Origin of the sequence: Paenibacillus sp. FSL K6-3182 (genome assembly GCF_037976325.1) — a bacterium.
GTDB lineage: Bacteria > Bacillota > Bacilli > Paenibacillales > Paenibacillaceae > Pristimantibacillus.
Genome location: NZ_CP150265.1, coordinates 3745814 through 3762565, shown reverse-complemented (window position 1 = coordinate 3762565; position 16752 = coordinate 3745814). Strand labels below are relative to the sequence as shown.

Genomic DNA, 16752 nt, shown 5'->3' with positions numbered 1-16752 from the left:
GTGGTATCTGGATGCAGCTAGCAGAGTTTTTCTCATCGCAGCCAGCAAGATTATGGCTTTTGGCAAAGCAGCTTGGCATTGAATACGCAGTTGGAGGACTTCCATGGGAAGAAAAGCAGGAGAAACCATGGGATTTAATGCCGCTTATTCGTATGAAACAGCGGTTTGCAGATTCTGGTCTTACGCTTAACGTGATCGAATCTATGCCTCCGAGCAATGAGATTAAGCTTGGAACGGCAGGAAGAGACGCCGAGATCGAAGTGTTCCAGCAATTTATTACGAATATGGGTGCAGCCGGTATTCCTGTCCTTTGCTATAATTTTATGGCTCAGTTCAATTGGTTTCGAACATCGACCACCACTCGGACGCGGGGCGGAGCACTCGTGTCCAGCTACGATCACAGCCTCATGAAGGATGCGCCGCTCACTGAGGCTGGCCTTATTAGTGAAGATCAGCTTTGGGAAAACCTTCAATACTTTATGGAGCGAATCGTCCCTGTTGCAGAGAAAGCAAAAGTGAAGCTTGCGCTACATCCCGATGATCCTCCGATCACACCTATTAGGGGGATATCGCGTATTTTGACAAGTGCAGCTGCCCTGCAGCAAGCGATTGATTTAGTTCCAAGCGCCTATAACGGCATTACCTTATGCCAAGGAACACTCGCAACGGCTGGAGAACATATTCCGAGCGTCATCCGCCATTTTGCAAAACAGGATAAAATGTTTTTCGTCCATTTCCGTGATGTGAAAGGAACGCCGGAAAAGTTTGAGGAAACGTTCCACGATGATGGGCAAACCGATATGCTCGAGGCCATGCATACGTACTATGAAGTAGGCTTTAACGGACCAGCAAGGCCAGATCATGTGCCGACGATGGAAGGCGAGGATAATGCGAATCCCGGATATGAGCTGTTGGGACGCTTATACGGTATCGGTTATATCCGAGGTTTAATGGAGGCAGCTGCTGCTGCGCGATTATTAAATGAAGCTAAGACGAGTGTTAACATTTCGGGATAACCTCCATACGTTCATAAAGCAAGCACCTTCAACTCCACATATCGTGTGGAACTGGAGGTGCTTTTTATAATGCTCATATTTGCTCAAAGCGCTATCGTTACTTCAAAACATGAAAAAACGGAACGCAATTATGCGTCCCGTATTTATCCTATCCGTCATAATAACTGTCGCAACGTATCAGCTCCAAAGCCGATCATTGGAATGGTAATGATTCCAATTGTCCGTATGCTCCCACAGCCCTGGGATTTTTGGATGCAGATGCTGTGCTAGTACCTCATCGTTCAAGTCGTCAATGCCCAGACCAGGCGCATCTGTCATATGAATGAAGCCATTCTGAACAAGCTTGTTCGGAAGCTTGCTGCTAATGATAATATCATCCCACCATGGCACCTCACAGGAATGATACTCTAGCGCCATAAAGTTCTCTGTCGCTGCTGCTACATGCGCTGCTGCGAGACAGGCGATAGGGCTCTCAGCCATATGGATCGCCATGGCCACACCGTATTCCTGTGCCATATCACCAATTTTTTTCGTTTCCAAAATGCCGCCAGTCGTCAGAACGTCTGGATGAATGACCGACACCCCGCCAGCTTGAAGCAGCGGCCTGAAGTTTTCTTTCAAATAGATATCCTCGCCTGTACATATCGGCGTTGCAACAGCACGCGCGAGCTTCGCATACTGCTCGGTATACTGCCATGGAAGCATATCCTCCATCCAAGCCAAATTGAATTTATCGACGCGGCGGCCAAGCTTAATGCAATCTTCAAGACCAATATGACCAAAGTGATCTACGGCAAGCGGAACCTCATAACCAATTACAGCGCGTACATCCGCCACATATTGCTCCAGCATATCAAGCCCTTTATCCGTTACATGAATCGCTGTAAAAGGATGGGGGATGTTGTGAATATCATAATGTTGATTTCGGATATCACGAATTTCTTCTTCGGTTAAGGTGTCTTGGTTTGCACTGTAACGGTTTTTGGAAGCATTTCGCATTTCATCAATGAAGCCTATCGGAGCACTTAAAGTACCAGGCTCATTAATAATTTGACCGATGCCAAGATCCATCTTTAGGAAAGTGAAGCCTTCCTCCATACGCTTCTGAAGCGCAAGTCCCATGGCGGTGCCGGTATCCTTGCCGACGACCTCGGTATCGCAGTACATTCGAATTTTGTCACGGAACTTGCCGCCGAGCATTTGATAGATCGGTACGCCATATGCTTTGCCTGCCAAATCCCATAAAGCGATTTCAAGCCCGCTCACACCACCTCCTTGACGGGCATGACCGCCAAACTGCTTAATGCGGCGAAACAGCTTATCGATATTGCATGGATTTTCGCCTAACAACCGGCCTTTCAGCATTTGCGCATATACTTTATCAGCTCCGTCACGCACTTCACCAAATCCGATTAGGCCTTGATTCGTATACACTTTAATCAAGCTGCTATGAAACGGCCCGCCTACAATATCGGTGAAGCGAATATCCGTAATCCGAAGTGCGGAAGGGCTTGCATGTTTGCTCACATGGGCTAACGTTTCTTCATAAGAAGGATTGTTGGACACGAAAGGTCACTCCTTGTTTATAAGTTAGGTATTGAAAGGGGTTGCACTCACTCATTCATGCATCTAGCTTAGCTAGAGCAGCATGCTGCCGCCATCGAGTCGAATGGCTGAACCGGTCATGAATTCGCTTTCATCGGATGCAATGAAGCATACGAGCTGAGCTACGTCGAGTGGACGGCCAACACGGCCAAGCGGGAATTTATCATGTATAGAGCGAGTCGTTTTTTTATGCTTCGCGACGTCCTCGGCGGACATGATTGGCTTCGATTCTCGTGCACTTTGCTTGCCGACATCCACGGCTCCTGGCTCAATCGTATTAACGGTAATCCCATACGTTGCAAGCTCAATTGCGCTTTCTCTGCCTAACATGCGAATACCGCCCTTGGTCATGGAATATACGGCATCGAAGTCGGTGGGGCGCTTGCTATGAACAGAAGACATATTAATGATGCGTCCTGACTGTTTTTCCTTCATATAGGGAACGACGGCTTGTATGCATTGCCAGTAGCCTTTTAAATTAATGTTCATCATGCGATCGAAAGAGACTTCATCATGCTCAAAAAATCCATAATTCAGCTGCAATGCGGCATTGTTAACCAAAATGTCAATGCCGCCATAATGCCCAGCAGTGGTGGAGACCATCCGTTCAATTTCATCTTTTTGCGAAATATTCGCTTGTACGATCATCGCGTTGCCACCGAAATCATCGATCATCTGTTTGGTATGAAGCGCACCGGCATCGCTCTGATTATAATGAATGGCAACCATAACCCCGCGCCGTGCAAGCTCGATTGCAACGCCCTTGCCAATTCCTGTTCCAGCGCCGGTAACTAAAGCGATTTTGCCAACGATACTCATTATTCACCTCCATACCGGCGATTACGGTTTTTTCATTTTGAAATTCATATAATGAAGCAAAAAACCGCCATCCAACCTTATATCTGCACCATTAATGAGTCTCGCCTCATCGGAAGAGAGAAAATTCACAAGCTCGGCGATATCTTCATTGCTGCACAAAACAGCATTAGGCACCTTATATTCGTAATCGTTGTACAAGGTGGATAGATGACTGTGAAACAACTCATCATCGCCAGCAACAGAACCCACTTCAATGGTATTGACACTGATCCCATATCGCCCTAACACAAGTGCTGCTTCTTTGGACAGCATTTTGACTGCACCTTTTGCAATACTGTAGGTAAACGCTGAACCAGTCGGCTTCTCGGCATGAATGGAAGAGACATAGATGATTTTCCCAGCTTGCTTCATCATCATTTGTTTGCCGACAGCCTGCGTACAAATAAATGCCGATTTGGCGTTTACTGCGATGCTTTGCTGAAAAAGCGCTTCATCACCATCTTCAATTGTGCTTGGAGAAATCTCATTATTGTTGTGAACGAGAATATCAACCGTACCAAGCTGCTGCTTCGTGAATAGAAGCATATCCGTGACTTCAGCCGTTTTACAAAGGTCAATGGTAACTACGACCGCCTGCAAGCCTGCGTCCTGAACTAGCTTTAATTCTGACCCAATCGCAGAGCCTCCTGAATGACTATTCAAAATAAAATGCGCTCCGCTTTCCTTTAATCGTCGAATGATCGCTTTTCCGCTGTCACTGTCTGAATCCGTAATAAATACAACCTTATTTGGCAATCGCATAGATCCCCTCCAAGGAACAGACATAAAATGATGGATATAGCTTTATTTTAGTTACTTTGGTTCAAGCATAGCGATGCTGTAAATTTATGATTTTGTTTGATTTCTTGCATAATCCGCCAATACTGCAACAAGCCTATGACTGCATTCGTTATTAAGGGAGAATAGGAATCCAAATGGAAGGGAAAGCCATGCGCAAAATAAAAAAATTCATTTTCATCACGCTTCTAATGATTATTTTTGTTCCGTTTATTTTGAGCTACTCGAACTATCGAATGACTAGAGTTAATAACGATTATGAAGCCTTATTCACCGAGCAGCTTAAGACAGCTGTACATAAGGGAACCACATTTGATATGAAGGAAGTCGCGCCATTTGATTGGGATAAAATGTTTGTTTTTGAAGCTTATCGCTCAAGAGAAGAGATGGAAAGAACAGTCGGACAAGAGTGGACCAATGAAGCCTCCTACGCCGGATATTGGATAGATAGAAAGATAAGCGGACAATATCCTTTGCTGGATGAGTCGGTACATAAACTGGTTTTTGTGAAAGGGAATAAAGTGGTGTTTGATACTACTCTAGACAGAGCCATAGCTGACTTCACGGTTAGCAGCAGCATGATTGATCGCGAGCATTCCCGCTATACCATTATGAAAACAGAACAATCATTTGCTACGGTTTATAATGTATTAGAAGAGTAGATAGATTGATAGACTAGGGAGCATCTAGAAAAAAATGACAGTCTAGAACGATTACTCCTGTTCTGGACTGTCATTTGTTTAAATCATTGATGAACAAACTAGGAAGCAGGAGGGAGCTTAGTCTTCGTTGGCTTGGCATAACCCTCTTTATACGTTTCGTCGATAATTTGGCGAATCCGATCTACTTCGATCCCTGAAGACTTCATTGCTGCGGTTGTTACAGCAATTTCGATGCATACGCCGCAGCGAGTGCCATGATCGTCCCAGACAACAGAGCCGTCTTCCTTTATTTCGGCGATAAAGCAATTGAGATTGCTTTGGTGTCCCGCGCTTTCGCCACACCCGCAGTAACAAGGGATATAGGGCAATACATCCGTAACCGTTGCAGCGGTTTGATAGGCGATACGAAGGTTGTCAGAGGCGCCATCTAGAAAAGTTGGTAAAATATCAAGCGATGCTGTCGTCTCTTGCAAATCGCCAGATGCTGTTTGATGATCACCATGATTGCCGCCATTTGCTTCATGTGCGTTCGTTGCTGATCCAGCTGAATTTGTTTGGCTGCTGCATGCGCTGAGCAGCATCGAAGAGAGCAGAACCGAATAGAGTGTGGTTTGGGCTAATCGTTTCAAGTATAGCAGCTCCTTGTTTCTATTAATTGGTTTTATTATAGCATTTTCAAATATTAAAAGAGTAACGCATATGGTACTATTAATTGACGATTTAGATCGTTTAAGCCGTAAGCTCTCCCGTTTAATCGTAACAAATGCCAAGATACAAAAAAGGAGCGATTGTCGATGAAGGTATTGTTTATTGGTGGAACAGGATTAATAAGTGAAGCTGTTTCTAAGCTTGCGTTAGAACGCGGAATTGAACTTTATCTTTTTAACAGAGGGAAGCGAGATGAGTTTGTACCAGAAGGGGCCAAGGTCATCAAGGGTGATATACGCGACGCCGAGCAGGCTGCTGCTGCACTTGAAGGCTATCAGTTTGATGTGGTAGTCGATTGGATTGCTTTCACGCCGGAGCATGTCAGCACGGACATTGCGTTGTTCCGTGGACGCACGAATCAATACATATTTATAAGCTCAGCCTCTGCTTATCAGAAGCCGCCTAAGCACTATATCATCACAGAGGATGCAACACCGCTCGAAAATCAGTATTGGCAATACTCGCGTGACAAGATTGCTTGTGAACAGCTGCTGCTCGATGAGCAGGCGTCATCAGGTTTTCCAGTTACTATCGTAAGACCGTCATTTACCTATGGCGATACGATGATACCCGCTGCCTTAAACAGCTGGCAGCATCCATGGTCACTGATCGCAAGAATGCGTGCGGGGCAGCCAGTTATCGTGCATGGTGATGGGTCATCATTGTGGACGATGACACATAATACTGATTTTGCCAAAGGTTTTATCGGCTTGCTTGGACGTGCTGAGGCGATCGGAGAGGCGTATCATATTACTTCAGACGAAGTCCTTACGTGGAATCAAATCTATGAAGCGATTGGTTCAGCAGCTGGCGTAGAGCCGAAGCTTGTCCATATTTCTTCCGAGTTTCTTATTTCGCATGACCCTGATCTCGAGGGCGGCTTGCTTGGCGATAAATCTGTCACGAGCGTATTTGATAACCGCAAAATTAAAAGATTAGTTCCCGATTTTTCAGCGGATCTTTCCTTTGAGGAAGGTATTAAACGGACGGTTGCTTGGTTTGAGGCTCACCCTGAGCGATGCACCGAAGATGATGCTTGGAACGAGCAGATGGATACGATTATCGCTGCCCATGCAGCCGGATTTAAAAAATAATGCGTAAGCAAATGACGAAAATATAAATTTTAAGCTGTACATTTAGAGCAATAAAAAAATTTTTTTAGCGATTTTTATAGGTGCAAAAAAAGTGCTTATCCTCTAGGGATGAAGCGCTTTTTTTGTGTTTTAAACCTCGATTCCTAGATGCTAAAAAATTTCTCATAATTTACAAGAAGCATAAAAACTCGTCTTTTGAAGGAATGAGCGACATATAATCTTCACAGACCGTCCACTTTTTATTGATGCCTGCTTATTCTCGCCATCTAACTTATATCGTAACAGGTATACTTCATTAACTTAAGGGAGAGGTATAATCATGCGAAAAAAGTTGAATCAACATTTATTTGTTTACTTGCTCATTTTATCGTTAGTCATTACTTTAGGCATGTACGTCCAACCTTTAAATAACGAACCGAATTCACAAGCTTTAGAAACGTCTGCAGCAGAAACATTTTCCTTAACTACCCTAACGCCGCTTGTTGTTGACAGCTTAGAGAACAATGAAAAAGTCATCGCTTCACCCACTCCAGCACCTATACCTGTAACATTCAACAAGATTAGCGCAGCTACAGTTAACGCATCTAATCAACCTCCAACCATCGCGCTTGAAACGACTCTTGAAGTTGAACAACCGCCAGCCATCGCTGAAAAACTAACGAATACATATGAGGTTACCGCGTATTACCTTAACATTCGAACAAAACCGAGCGCCACTTCGGATATTATAAAGGTTGTAGAAAAGGGAGCAAAGCTTGAAATTACAGAAGAAACAGACAATGGTTGGCTTAAGCTGCAAAATGGTGGATACGTACATGGCGGATATGCCAAAAAGGTGAAAAGTGAAGTTTCCGTGTTATCCCTTGCTTCTGATGTTAATCGTCAGCCTGCAATTGCGCTTAAGGCAAAAACCGAGGAGCAGCGCATAGATAAGATAGAAATTTTAAAAGAAGCAGTGGAGGAAGAACTTATGAAGCCAACATCTGCTGTAGAGTCTGATTCGGGCCTTACCATCGAGCATATTGAGAAAATATTCGAAGGAACAGCACTATCCGGGCATGATTTGGAACAAGCTATCCTTGAAGTGGAGGATGAATACGGCATAAATGCTTATTTTACAATAGCCGTGATGAAGCTGGAGAGTGGAAATGGCAAAAGCAGGCTGGCCAAGAGCAAAAATAACTTATTTGGCCTCAATGCGATAGATGGCGATAAATACAATAAGGCGTTCAGCTTTGAAACCAAAGGGGACAGCGTACGAAAGTTTGGACAGCTCTTATCCAAAAACTATGTGGGCAAGGGACTGACTACCATTGAGAAGGTTGCCCGAAAATATTGTCCCGCCAACTCCAAATGGTCAAGTTTAGTGAAGAATATAATGAAAAGTGACTACAGGAAGCTCTGACATGGCAATTTCCCACCAAGTATGTTATTTTAGGCTCCTAAGCATTTGATGACTTGGATAATAGGAGGCTGCAAATAAATGGTGGATAACGTTCAGAAAATGCCATTCGGCTACGAGCCGCCTGTAGATGAGCTGAAAGGAACGATTGTATACTATGATACATTTGAGCATACAACGGAACGCGAGCTTGATCTAGCCGCTGATTGGGTGAAGGCGCGTTCCTTTCGCAAGCTTGTTCTCTATCCACTGCATGAGCTCAGCATTAAGAGGATGTCGAAAGAGAACGTCAGCCCATTTTATAAGCGGGAAGATCGGCTGCATGAATGGAAGCGGGACCGAGCGGAGACGAACATCGTTGTTGAGCGTTTTGAAATTAAACGCAAGAAGTATACGCCTATCGATTTTGCTTTAAGACATTTGGCCGAAACCTATCCGAAACCGCTATTTGTACTCATGACGGCTGAAATGGCGAATATGTTCGCTTCGTTCTCATCATTTGAGGAATGGATCGTGAAAATCAGGCTTTTGTTAACGGAAGAGCCTGCACAGCTGCATCCACGGCTCTTACAATATCAGCATCGCTGGGAAGCCATTGTCACCAAATAAACCTTGGAATACATAAGAAAAGAGCTGTCCGTGAGTAAAACTCATGGGCAGCTCTTCTTTCTGTTGCAAAACGTTTATTCGTCTAGCCGGTTGATGGGCTATTCGGAACATGGCCTTTTTGATTGATATTCTCTGCTCTGGCCGAAGCTGAATTATTTTCCGCTTCCTTGGAGCTGTCTTCAAACGCTTGATTTTTGCTTGGTATCGACTTGTTTTTGTTGTGAGCCATCCACAATAACCTCCACTAGCTTGATTGCCTAAAACTCCGAGGCTAGCTTAGGTTAACCATGTTCCAGCAAAATAACCAAAATCTATAGCTGCTTGCTCATTATTTTACGCTAACAACATGCTCTTCGCATGCTGTAGAGCAGAAGCCGTGCTTCGTTTCTTCACATTCCTTACATACGATATGCTGCAAATGACAGGAGTCATCTGCACAATTGATATAGGTATCAGCAGGCTGCTGGCAGTGGTGGCATTTGCCTACAACAACCGCTTCGTCTGTTTGATTAATGACAACGGATGTTCTCTCATCGAATACATAACATTTGCCGTCAAACAGTTTGCCTTGTACTTCCTCGTCCTTGCCGTAGGTTACAATACCGCCCTCAAGCTGATAGACGTCGTTAAAGCCTTCACTAAGCATAACGCCAGTAAGCTTCTCGCAGCGAATGCCGCCTGTGCAATAGGTAATGATCGGCTTGTCTTTGAATTCCGCCATATTCTCGCGAAGCCATTCAGGAAACTCCTTGAATGTTTCAAGATCGGGTCTGATCGCGTTGCGGAAATGACCAAGATCGTATTCATAATCGCTTCTGCCATCTAGTACGATAACATCTTCTCTTTGCAAATACTCATGAAATTCTTTAGGTGATAGACGAGTACCGCTTAATGTATTCGGATCTAAAGGCTTATCATAACGAAGCGTCACTAGCTCTTTCTTGTATCGTACAAAAATCTTTTTGAAAGCATGTTTATCTGTTTCATCGATTTTGAAAACCATATCCGAAAATAAAGGATTCGCACGCATATGTGCCATATATTGTTCAGTTTGCTCGATGGTTCCTGAGAGCGTTCCGTTAATTCCTTCATCAGCAATTAAGATACGGCCTTTTACGTTTAATTCCTTGCAATATGCAAGATGTTCAGCAGCAAACTGCTCAGCATCCGGTACAGCTACAAATTTATAATACAATAAAACTCGAAAATGATTAGCTTCACTCATCGTAGTCTTTCCTTTCCGGTAAACAAATAAAAGCATTCTATATTATAGTTGACATTTTAAATAATTTCAACTTAAAACCTTTTTTGAACTTTTTTCATATACGAAACCAATGTATAGCGAAAGCAAATAGAGGAGGGGCTATATGAAAAAAGGGATAATAGTCATATTGATATGTTTGGTGCTTGCCGCGTGTTCCAACGAGCAGCCAAGCATGCCTCAGGATTTTATTACAAATATCGAAAGTACGGATTTAAGCAAGGAACATACTGGCGGGATATCGCCTGGTGATTCGGTACAATTACTTACGGATAAACGTGGTGAGCCCAAAGGGAAATACGATATTAAAATGAAAAAAGCTGATGATTATGATGTGCCTGTTCAGTCATGGGAGTATTTTAACGCTACATATACGATAACTGACAGCAAGGTCACAAGCTATAATCTACTTCTAGATGAAGCTACCCATAAAGGGGCTAAACTGGGAAATTCTATACAATCTGTGAAGGAAATGTATGGGGATGCCTATTATAATAGAGAACACGATGATTTAAAACTACTAGGTTATATCGATAAAGAGAAGGAATGGGTACTCGAGTTAATGATAGATCAAGAAAAGGTAACCGGTATTATGATGAGTGAATTATCCCTTTTTGAAACGAAATAATAATTGAAATTGGCACATGAGTACTCGTGTGGCGTGAGGAGGTTTCCGTATTGAAGGATTCGGACATACAACCCTTGTTAGCTTCGCTTCTGGATGAAGATCCGGAAGCTTTCCGCTTGGTATATGAGAAAACGGCTGATCATATCTATCGTACCGTCTATTATTTGGTCACGAACAAAAACGAAGTCAATGATATCGTTAGTGAGATTTACATCGCTATGCTCTCTTCTTTGCCTGCCTACGACTACAATAGACCATTTCGAGCTTGGCTTAATGGCTTAATCATTAATCAGGTTAATCATTACAATCGAAAAGGTTGGCGTTTTTTACGATTAGTTAATCGCAATAAGCAATTGTATGGCGTACAGCCATGGAAGAGGCCAGATGAATTAGCGGTTGAAGAGGAAGAAAAACACCAAGTACTTCAGCTCGTAAACAGCTTGTCTGTCAAGCATAAACAAATAATCGTCCTTCGCTATTATCAGGATTGCTCCTTTGAAGAGATTGCCAGCACGCTCCAAATCCCGCTTGGCACAGCCAAATCCAGACATCATGAGGCTTTGAAAAAACTGCGAAATCGAACGTCACATTCTCAATTTTTCAAGGAGGTGTTTAATCATGTCGATTGAACAAGAGCTAACACAAGCCTACAAACAATCCGCAACGAGAATCAAACGCCCTGAGGAGCTTGATGCTCGAATCGAACAGCTGTACCGTACGCAGAGCTTCCAAAAGCAGACCAAGCTGCACGCGGTAAAAAAATCATGGACGCTCAGAATCATCGTAGCGGGATTGCTCCTTACTTCCATGGGTTTCTCTACACCCTATATTTTTCATTTTAAAGACGAGATTATTGATTACATGCTGCACAATGGTCAATTAGGAACGTATGATACGATGTTGGCTCAGCAAATGCGAAAGTCGCTCGAAGAGGTTAAACAAACACTTCCTACCGAGGGGAAGGCGATATTTTATTCGCAAAAATTAAAAAGCCTTCTGCCGAAAACAGGTTCTATACCTATTGTAATCGTCAGCAATCCATTCGTGTGGAAGGAAGAAAAAGATTGGGAGATGCAATTGACGGAAGCAAATCCAGATCTTCAATTACCTGATTCCTTAACTGAAACATTGACGTTTATTGGAGGTCAGAAGGAGCAGCCGTTTGGCGGTTCATTATCCGCTGCCGACATGGAGCCGCTTCATGAGCTTGAGAAACGTGTGAAGAAAGAGAAACCGAAGGAGACCTGGCTGCCTCTGCCCAGACCTGTAGTAGAGAGCGTGGATCATCCTGTCTATACGACGACTTATGAGAACGAATCCGCTGACATTATTCATATCACGATGGAGGTATTCACGGATAAAAGCAATGTGCAATTACGTTCAAATCTAAAGGCGCAAGAGCAAATCGTTATTGGTCAACAATCTGCTACGTATGCTCTTGCCCAGCCGTTTCTGTACAGTGATTCGGATCAGTATCAATCCGTCTTTTGGATGGATTCACTAGCGGATGAAACGATACTATACACGATAGGCAGTCCTGATCTAGACATGACCAAATCAGAATTAACCAGCATAGCCGAGCAGTTTATTCATTGATAACTGGGGAGAGTGTTCAATGCAAACATATGCTATTTCTACGAAAAGCCACTTCGTAACGATGCTGCTTGGCACATGGCTGGTGCTCGGTATATTCATAGACGGTTATGCCCATAACCATGATGTTGTCGAAACGTTTTTCACCCCTTGGCATGCGATTTTGTATAGTGGGTTTCTTGCATGCGCAGCATGGATACTTGGAATGATTGTATATGTGAAAAAAAGAATGGGCTGCTCGTGGAAGCAAGCCATTCCTAGTGGATATGAGCTTGGCTTGCTTGGCGTCATCATCTTTCTTGCAGGCGGCTTAGCTGATATGGCTTGGCATATTATTTTTGGAATTGAAGTGAATCTTGAAGCGCTGCTTAGTCCTTCTCATTTAGCTTTAATGCTTGGTGCCATTCTCATCTTATCAAGTCCACTTCGAGCAGGCTGGAGGGAGCTGAGTGGCGACCAGATAGGTTGGAGAAGCTTTTTCCCATACTTATTATCCTTAGCATTGTCAGCAGGTACTGTCTGTTTCTTTCTCATGTATGTGTGGATGTTTCGGTATAATTTGCCTGCGCCAAAAGTAGTTGCTTGGTATATGAACAATTCCAGCACTTTATTTGCGCACCGAATGGCAGATGATGCCGAGGTAAGAGGATTAACGTTTATCCTACTAAATACGATCGTATTTATGTTTCCCATTTTATTGATGCTAAAGCGCTGGCAGCCTCCTTTTGGTGCGATTACTTTTGTATTCTTACTCATTAGCGCACTAATGGGTGTAATCGATGGTTTTACCCAAATACATAGTTTGATCGTATCGTTTGTGGCAGGACTCAGCGGTGACATATTGCTGCATTTTAGACGCTCTGATCTGAATCGCAGGCGAAGCAGTAGGCTGATTGCCATCATTATGCCTATTGTGCTTTGGGGCAGTTACTTCGGCTGGATGGCTGCGACGAGCGGTATTGGCTGGGAGCCCGAGCTGTGGATAGGCTCAATAGTACAAGCTTCGCTGCTGTCGCTGGGCCTTAGCCTTTTAGCCCAATCGCCTGAGCGTGTAAGTCTATGAGCGTACGATTAAGGTCCATTAGTTTGTTACTTATAACTTTGTTCATTATCCTGTTAGCTGCAACTGGCTGTGCTTCGGATACCTTTACGAAACTCACGAACGTCGATATAGAACCGCCTAAGCGCGGATTGCTGGCTGCTCTTCAGAATGAACAAATGCCATCACCAGAAGCTTCAGGTTATCACGTTAAAGTAAGCGAAATAAATGGCAATCCAGTAGAAGTAGGAGAAATGGAATTACAATTGGAAGTCACCACCGCGGAGGGGCAGCCTGTAACGAAATTTACAGAAGATATGACCAAGCTCATGCATCTGATCGTCGTTAGTAAAGATTTATCATCGTTTCAGCATGTGCATCCCGATTATGTGAAAGACAATGTTTTTCGGACAAAGCTTAATTTACCATTTGCAGGCTCGTTTTATGTAACGACTGAATTCAAGCCTCATAAACAAAATGTTGTCATTAATAAGCAGTGGATACAGGTTGCTGGCGAGCCATTATCTAACGAAACAATAGTTCCTGACACCACATGGATAAAAAGTGTAAGCGGCTTAGAAGTTTCATTATCGGCAAGTCCCGGGATTGGTGAAATAGAAGCGGGACAGATGGTTATGTTATTATTTCGATTCATTGATAAAGAGACGGGAAAGCCGATAAAGCAGATAGAGCCATTTCTCGGCACTTCCGGCCATTGTGTTATTTTGAACAGCACAGTTGACCAATTCGTACATGCACATGCAATGGAAGCGATGAGTGGTGGTGCAAACGTCATGTTTCACACGGTATTTCCTGAGAAAGGCATCTACAAGTTATGGGGGCAATTTCAATTTAAAGGCGAGGTGCTGACGGTGCCATTTGTCATCACCGTTAATTAAGGGATGGTTCTGAATGGATTTAATTTTTCTAAATGCAAAAAGGATTGTCTCTTAAGCGACGGCTGGAGACGATCCTTTTTGCTGTATGATCATTATAAAGTGAGTCCAAATCGCTTGAGCTCAATAAAGATGGGTTCCAAAGTTTTACCTTTTTCAGTAATGGTGTATTCTACTCTTGGGGGGACCTCAGCATAAATGGTTCGACTAACGATGCCTTGGTCTTCAAGCTCCTTCAAGCGAAGGGAAAGTGTCTTCGGACTGATGCCTTCGAGTGATTTCAACAATTCACTAAAGCGCATCGTTTCTTCGACCAGCAGGTCACGAATAATGAGAAAGGTCCACTTCGTACCGATAATGTCTAGTACTTTACCTATAACGCAAGGAATACCATAAGTACCTCGCTCTAGAACGAGTAGTTCACGTTCATCCATCAGATCACCTCAATTAATTTAACTCCATTTCTCCAAGTATAGTACAAAAGTAACTTTAGGGAAACTATATGAAAAAAAGTTCACTACTTTCGCATTTATACTTACTGTGGTAAAAATAGATTAATAACTACCCACACTAATTAACGAAGAGGTGCATAGATCATGACGTTTAAACATTTGGATACACCATTTGAACTCAAAAGTCTTAAGCTTAAGAACAGAATTGTAATGGCACCTATGTGTCAATACTCTGTAGACGCGAAGGACGGGATACCTAATGAGTGGCATTATGTTCATTATGTTTCACGTGCGATAGGCGGTACGGGTCTTATCCTCATGGAGATGACCGATGTTGATCCAGATGGTCGCATTACAGATCATGATTTAGGGCTTTGGTCAGATGAGCATATTCCAGCTTTCAGACGCATTATTTCAGAAGTGCACAAACATGGATCCAAAATAGGCATTCAAATCGCGCATGCTGGGCGCAAAGCAGAGGACGCTGAGCAGCCCGTTGGTCCATCTGCCATCCCAGCAGGTCCTAACTATAAAACACCTAAACCACTTTCTGTCGAAGAAATAAAAGTTATTGTGAATCAATTTAAAGAGGCAGCTAGAAGAGCAGTAGAAGCGGGTGTAGACACAATTGAAATACATGGTGCTCATGGTTATTTGGTGCATCAATTCCAGTCTCCTGGCATTAATACCCGTGAGGATGAGTACGGTCAGGATTTGGCTAAATTTGGTGTAGAGGTCGTACAAGCGGTGAAAAGCGTAATGCCGGCAGACATGCCGCTCATCATGCGAATCTCTGCCATTGAATATATGGATGGTGGTTATGATTTGAACCATAGCATTGAGTTCAGCAAACGCTACAGAGATGCTGGAGTTGATGTGTTTCATGTATCCAGCGGCGGGGAAGGACCAGTAGGAGTAAGGCGTCCGGGCAACTATCCTGGTTATCAGGTGCCTTTGGCACGTGCTCTGAAAGAAGCGCTGCAGGTACCTGTAATTGCCGTAGGCAAGCTGGAGGATCCACAGCTGGCTGAAGCGACAATTGCGAGTGAAGATGCAGATCTAGTAGCTGTTGCTCGCGGGATGCTTCGTGATCCTTATTGGTCATTACATGCAATTCAGGCTATAAAAGGTGAGGCATTGCCAGCAAAGCAATATGAAAGAGCATACTGATCATTATCATGCCAATAATAAGAAGAGCCTCTTGGACGCCGAGAGGCTCTTCTTGTTATTCAAGCAATGCAATAAATCGGTTTGCGATGATGGGAAGAGAAGAATTGCGCCTAGTGGCAAAACCTACAGAACGTAATGGAATGGGTTCAATTGTCTGAAGTCGAAATAGTTTCTTATTCTCAAGTTCCTGATCGATAAAAGATTGAGTAACAAATGCTGCTCCATAGCCGCGAATAGCCATTTCTATCAGCATATCCATGCTGGACAGCTCCATATCCGCATCTGGCGTTATGCCTTGTGATTTAAACCACTGCTCAATAAACAATCTTGTACTGCTCGCTTCAGAGAGCAGCAAGAGCGGCAATTGTGCTAAGGCTTGAGCCGAAAAGGAGGTATCGACTAAATGACGATACGCTTCTCCTACAACAAAGCAGTCTTGAATCTCTTTTAGATGTGAAACGACAAGTTCATGATCAGAGAGGGGCAGGTGAACAAGACCAATATCAATTTGGCCATCTAACAATCGATCCCGTATATCCGATGTTTTTCCTTGAGAAAGCCGAATGCGTACATCCGGATGCTCCGCATGAAACGTATCAAGCAGCGGCAGCAGCAAATGCTTGATGACAGGTCCGCTAGCCCCAATGCGCAGCTCGCCTGCCGTAAGGTTTTTAAGCGCTTGTAATTGGATTTCACCTGCTTGCAGTATCGTAAACGATTTCTCTACATAAGCGAGAACCTCCAATCCTTCCGGAGTAAGCTTTACTCCTTTGGACAATCGATCAAACAGCTTCACTTCAAGCTGCGCTTCCAATTGCTTAATTGCATAGCTGACAGAAGGCTGTGTAATATGCAGCTCTTGTGCTGCTTTTGTCAAATTACCTAATTTAGCGGTATGGAGAAAAATGCGATACCATTCCATATTCATTATCATGATATAGTTCCTCTCTATGACAAGATT

Annotated in this window: 19 protein-coding genes; 11 read left to right on the top strand and 8 right to left on the bottom strand. The window is 43.6% G+C overall.

Annotated features, from left to right (window positions below):
* The first annotated feature begins 11 nt into the window (after positions 1-11).
* Positions 12-1016, top strand: coding sequence for a mannonate dehydratase (locus tag MHH56_RS16485; protein WP_339209421.1), 1005 nt, complete (start codon positions 12-14; stop codon positions 1014-1016).
* Positions 1017-1193: 177 nt separating this feature from the next.
* On the opposite strand, the gene MHH56_RS16480 is transcribed toward MHH56_RS16485, so the two are convergent.
* The 3 genes from MHH56_RS16480 to MHH56_RS16470 form a co-directional block, all read right to left on the bottom strand.
* A complete protein-coding gene (locus MHH56_RS16480; RefSeq protein ID WP_339209419.1) occupies positions 1194-2582 on the bottom strand; it encodes a mandelate racemase/muconate lactonizing enzyme family protein in 1389 nt (462 codons plus the stop codon).
* Positions 2583-2654: 72 nt separating this feature from the next.
* The gene (locus MHH56_RS16475) at positions 2655-3440 is read right to left on the bottom strand and encodes an SDR family oxidoreductase (protein WP_339209418.1); all 786 of its coding nucleotides are present in this window, start codon (positions 3438-3440) and stop codon (positions 2655-2657) included.
* Between the two features lie 21 nt (positions 3441-3461).
* On the bottom strand, positions 3462-4241 hold the full coding sequence (locus tag MHH56_RS16470; RefSeq protein WP_339209416.1) for an SDR family oxidoreductase: 780 nt from the start codon (positions 4239-4241) through the stop codon (positions 3462-3464).
* 188 nt (positions 4242-4429) lie between these two features.
* On the opposite strand from MHH56_RS16470, the gene MHH56_RS16465 reads away from it, so the two are divergent.
* Positions 4430-4939: a hypothetical protein gene (locus tag MHH56_RS16465; protein WP_339209415.1), complete on the top strand. Its 510-nt coding sequence runs from the start codon at positions 4430-4432 to the stop codon at positions 4937-4939.
* A 98-nt stretch (positions 4940-5037) separates the two neighbouring features.
* On the opposite strand, the gene MHH56_RS16460 is transcribed toward MHH56_RS16465, so the two are convergent.
* Positions 5038-5568: a PCYCGC motif-containing (lipo)protein gene (locus MHH56_RS16460; protein ID WP_339209414.1), complete on the bottom strand. Its 531-nt coding sequence runs from the start codon at positions 5566-5568 to the stop codon at positions 5038-5040.
* 165 nt (positions 5569-5733) lie between these two features.
* On the opposite strand from MHH56_RS16460, the gene MHH56_RS16455 reads away from it, so the two are divergent.
* The 3 genes from MHH56_RS16455 (at position 5734) to MHH56_RS16445 (ending at position 8752) form a co-directional block, all read left to right on the top strand.
* Positions 5734-6741, top strand: a complete 1008-nt coding sequence (locus MHH56_RS16455; RefSeq protein WP_339209413.1) for an SDR family oxidoreductase — start codon at positions 5734-5736, stop codon at positions 6739-6741.
* Positions 6742-7060: 319 nt separating this feature from the next.
* Positions 7061-8146, top strand: a complete 1086-nt coding sequence (locus tag MHH56_RS16450) for a glucosaminidase domain-containing protein (RefSeq protein WP_339209412.1) — start codon at positions 7061-7063, stop codon at positions 8144-8146.
* Between the two features lie 78 nt (positions 8147-8224).
* Positions 8225-8752: a hypothetical protein gene (locus MHH56_RS16445; protein WP_076265917.1), complete on the top strand. Its 528-nt coding sequence runs from the start codon at positions 8225-8227 to the stop codon at positions 8750-8752.
* An 82-nt stretch (positions 8753-8834) separates the two neighbouring features.
* Here the strand turns inward: MHH56_RS16445 and MHH56_RS16440 are convergent, their stop codons facing one another.
* Together MHH56_RS16440 and MHH56_RS16435 are read right to left on the bottom strand one after the other, a co-directional pair.
* Entirely contained in the window at positions 8835-8981 is a 147-nt protein-coding gene (locus MHH56_RS16440) for a hypothetical protein (RefSeq protein ID WP_179089728.1), read from the bottom strand.
* Between the two features lie 99 nt (positions 8982-9080).
* Positions 9081-9977: a rhodanese-related sulfurtransferase gene (locus MHH56_RS16435; protein ID WP_339209410.1), complete on the bottom strand. Its 897-nt coding sequence runs from the start codon at positions 9975-9977 to the stop codon at positions 9081-9083.
* 142 nt (positions 9978-10119) lie between these two features.
* Between MHH56_RS16435 and MHH56_RS16430 the strand changes: the two genes are divergently transcribed.
* Genes MHH56_RS16430 through MHH56_RS16410 form a run of 5 tightly spaced genes read left to right on the top strand, consistent with a single transcriptional unit; the run spans position 10120 to position 14172 of the window.
* Entirely contained in the window at positions 10120-10641 is a 522-nt protein-coding gene (locus MHH56_RS16430) for a hypothetical protein (protein ID WP_339209408.1), read from the top strand.
* Between the two features lie 50 nt (positions 10642-10691).
* Positions 10692-11270: a sigma-70 family RNA polymerase sigma factor gene (locus MHH56_RS16425; protein ID WP_339209407.1), complete on the top strand. Its 579-nt coding sequence runs from the start codon at positions 10692-10694 to the stop codon at positions 11268-11270.
* Positions 11260-12237, top strand: a complete 978-nt coding sequence (locus MHH56_RS16420) for a hypothetical protein (RefSeq protein ID WP_339209405.1) — start codon at positions 11260-11262, stop codon at positions 12235-12237. The genes MHH56_RS16425 and MHH56_RS16420 overlap by 11 nt, the downstream gene beginning before the upstream one ends.
* Before the next feature lie 19 nt (positions 12238-12256).
* Positions 12257-13297, top strand: a complete 1041-nt coding sequence (locus MHH56_RS16415) for a hypothetical protein (RefSeq protein WP_339209403.1) — start codon at positions 12257-12259, stop codon at positions 13295-13297.
* Entirely contained in the window at positions 13294-14172 is an 879-nt protein-coding gene (locus MHH56_RS16410) for a hypothetical protein (RefSeq protein WP_339209402.1), read from the top strand. The genes MHH56_RS16415 and MHH56_RS16410 overlap by 4 nt, the downstream gene beginning before the upstream one ends.
* 92 nt (positions 14173-14264) lie before the next feature.
* On the opposite strand, the gene MHH56_RS16405 is transcribed toward MHH56_RS16410, so the two are convergent.
* Positions 14265-14603 (bottom strand): helix-turn-helix domain-containing protein, encoded by a 339-nt coding sequence (locus MHH56_RS16405; protein ID WP_339209400.1) that lies wholly within the window; start codon positions 14601-14603, stop codon positions 14265-14267.
* Positions 14604-14765: 162 nt separating this feature from the next.
* Between MHH56_RS16405 and MHH56_RS16400 the strand changes: the two genes are divergently transcribed.
* Positions 14766-15791: an NADH:flavin oxidoreductase/NADH oxidase gene (locus MHH56_RS16400; protein ID WP_339209399.1), complete on the top strand. Its 1026-nt coding sequence runs from the start codon at positions 14766-14768 to the stop codon at positions 15789-15791.
* 55 nt (positions 15792-15846) lie between these two features.
* Here the strand turns inward: MHH56_RS16400 and MHH56_RS16395 are convergent, their stop codons facing one another.
* Complete coding sequence (locus MHH56_RS16395) at positions 15847-16725, bottom strand: LysR family transcriptional regulator (protein WP_339209398.1); 879 nt, start codon at positions 16723-16725, stop codon at positions 15847-15849.
* Positions 16726-16752 lie beyond the last annotated feature (27 nt).

Excerpts from the sequence above, each read along its gene's own strand:
- MHH56_RS16420 (WP_339209405.1), top strand. The coding sequence starts at position 11,260 with ATGTCGATTGAACAAGAGCTAACACAAGCCTACAAACAATCCGCAACG.
- MHH56_RS16400 (WP_339209399.1), top strand. The coding sequence starts at position 14,766 with ATGACGTTTAAACATTTGGATACACCATTTGAACTCAAAAGTCTTAAG.
- MHH56_RS16415 (WP_339209403.1), top strand. The coding sequence starts at position 12,257 with ATGCAAACATATGCTATTTCTACGAAAAGCCACTTCGTAACGATGCTG.
- MHH56_RS16440 (WP_179089728.1), bottom strand. The coding sequence starts at position 8,981 with ATGGCTCACAACAAAAACAAGTCGATACCAAGCAAAAATCAAGCGTTT.
- MHH56_RS16430 (WP_339209408.1), top strand. The coding sequence starts at position 10,120 with ATGAAAAAAGGGATAATAGTCATATTGATATGTTTGGTGCTTGCCGCG.
- MHH56_RS16445 (WP_076265917.1), top strand. The coding sequence starts at position 8,225 with ATGGTGGATAACGTTCAGAAAATGCCATTCGGCTACGAGCCGCCTGTA.
- MHH56_RS16465 (WP_339209415.1), top strand. The coding sequence starts at position 4,430 with ATGCGCAAAATAAAAAAATTCATTTTCATCACGCTTCTAATGATTATT.
- MHH56_RS16470 (WP_339209416.1), bottom strand. The coding sequence starts at position 4,241 with ATGCGATTGCCAAATAAGGTTGTATTTATTACGGATTCAGACAGTGAC.
- MHH56_RS16435 (WP_339209410.1), bottom strand. The coding sequence starts at position 9,977 with ATGAGTGAAGCTAATCATTTTCGAGTTTTATTGTATTATAAATTTGTA.
- MHH56_RS16450 (WP_339209412.1), top strand. The coding sequence starts at position 7,061 with ATGCGAAAAAAGTTGAATCAACATTTATTTGTTTACTTGCTCATTTTA.
- MHH56_RS16485 (WP_339209421.1), top strand. The coding sequence starts at position 12 with ATGCAGCTAGCAGAGTTTTTCTCATCGCAGCCAGCAAGATTATGGCTT.
- MHH56_RS16405 (WP_339209400.1), bottom strand. The coding sequence starts at position 14,603 with ATGGATGAACGTGAACTACTCGTTCTAGAGCGAGGTACTTATGGTATT.
- MHH56_RS16395 (WP_339209398.1), bottom strand. The coding sequence starts at position 16,725 with ATGATAATGAATATGGAATGGTATCGCATTTTTCTCCATACCGCTAAA.
- MHH56_RS16455 (WP_339209413.1), top strand. The coding sequence starts at position 5,734 with ATGAAGGTATTGTTTATTGGTGGAACAGGATTAATAAGTGAAGCTGTT.
- MHH56_RS16475 (WP_339209418.1), bottom strand. The coding sequence starts at position 3,440 with ATGAGTATCGTTGGCAAAATCGCTTTAGTTACCGGCGCTGGAACAGGA.
- MHH56_RS16410 (WP_339209402.1), top strand. The coding sequence starts at position 13,294 with ATGAGCGTACGATTAAGGTCCATTAGTTTGTTACTTATAACTTTGTTC.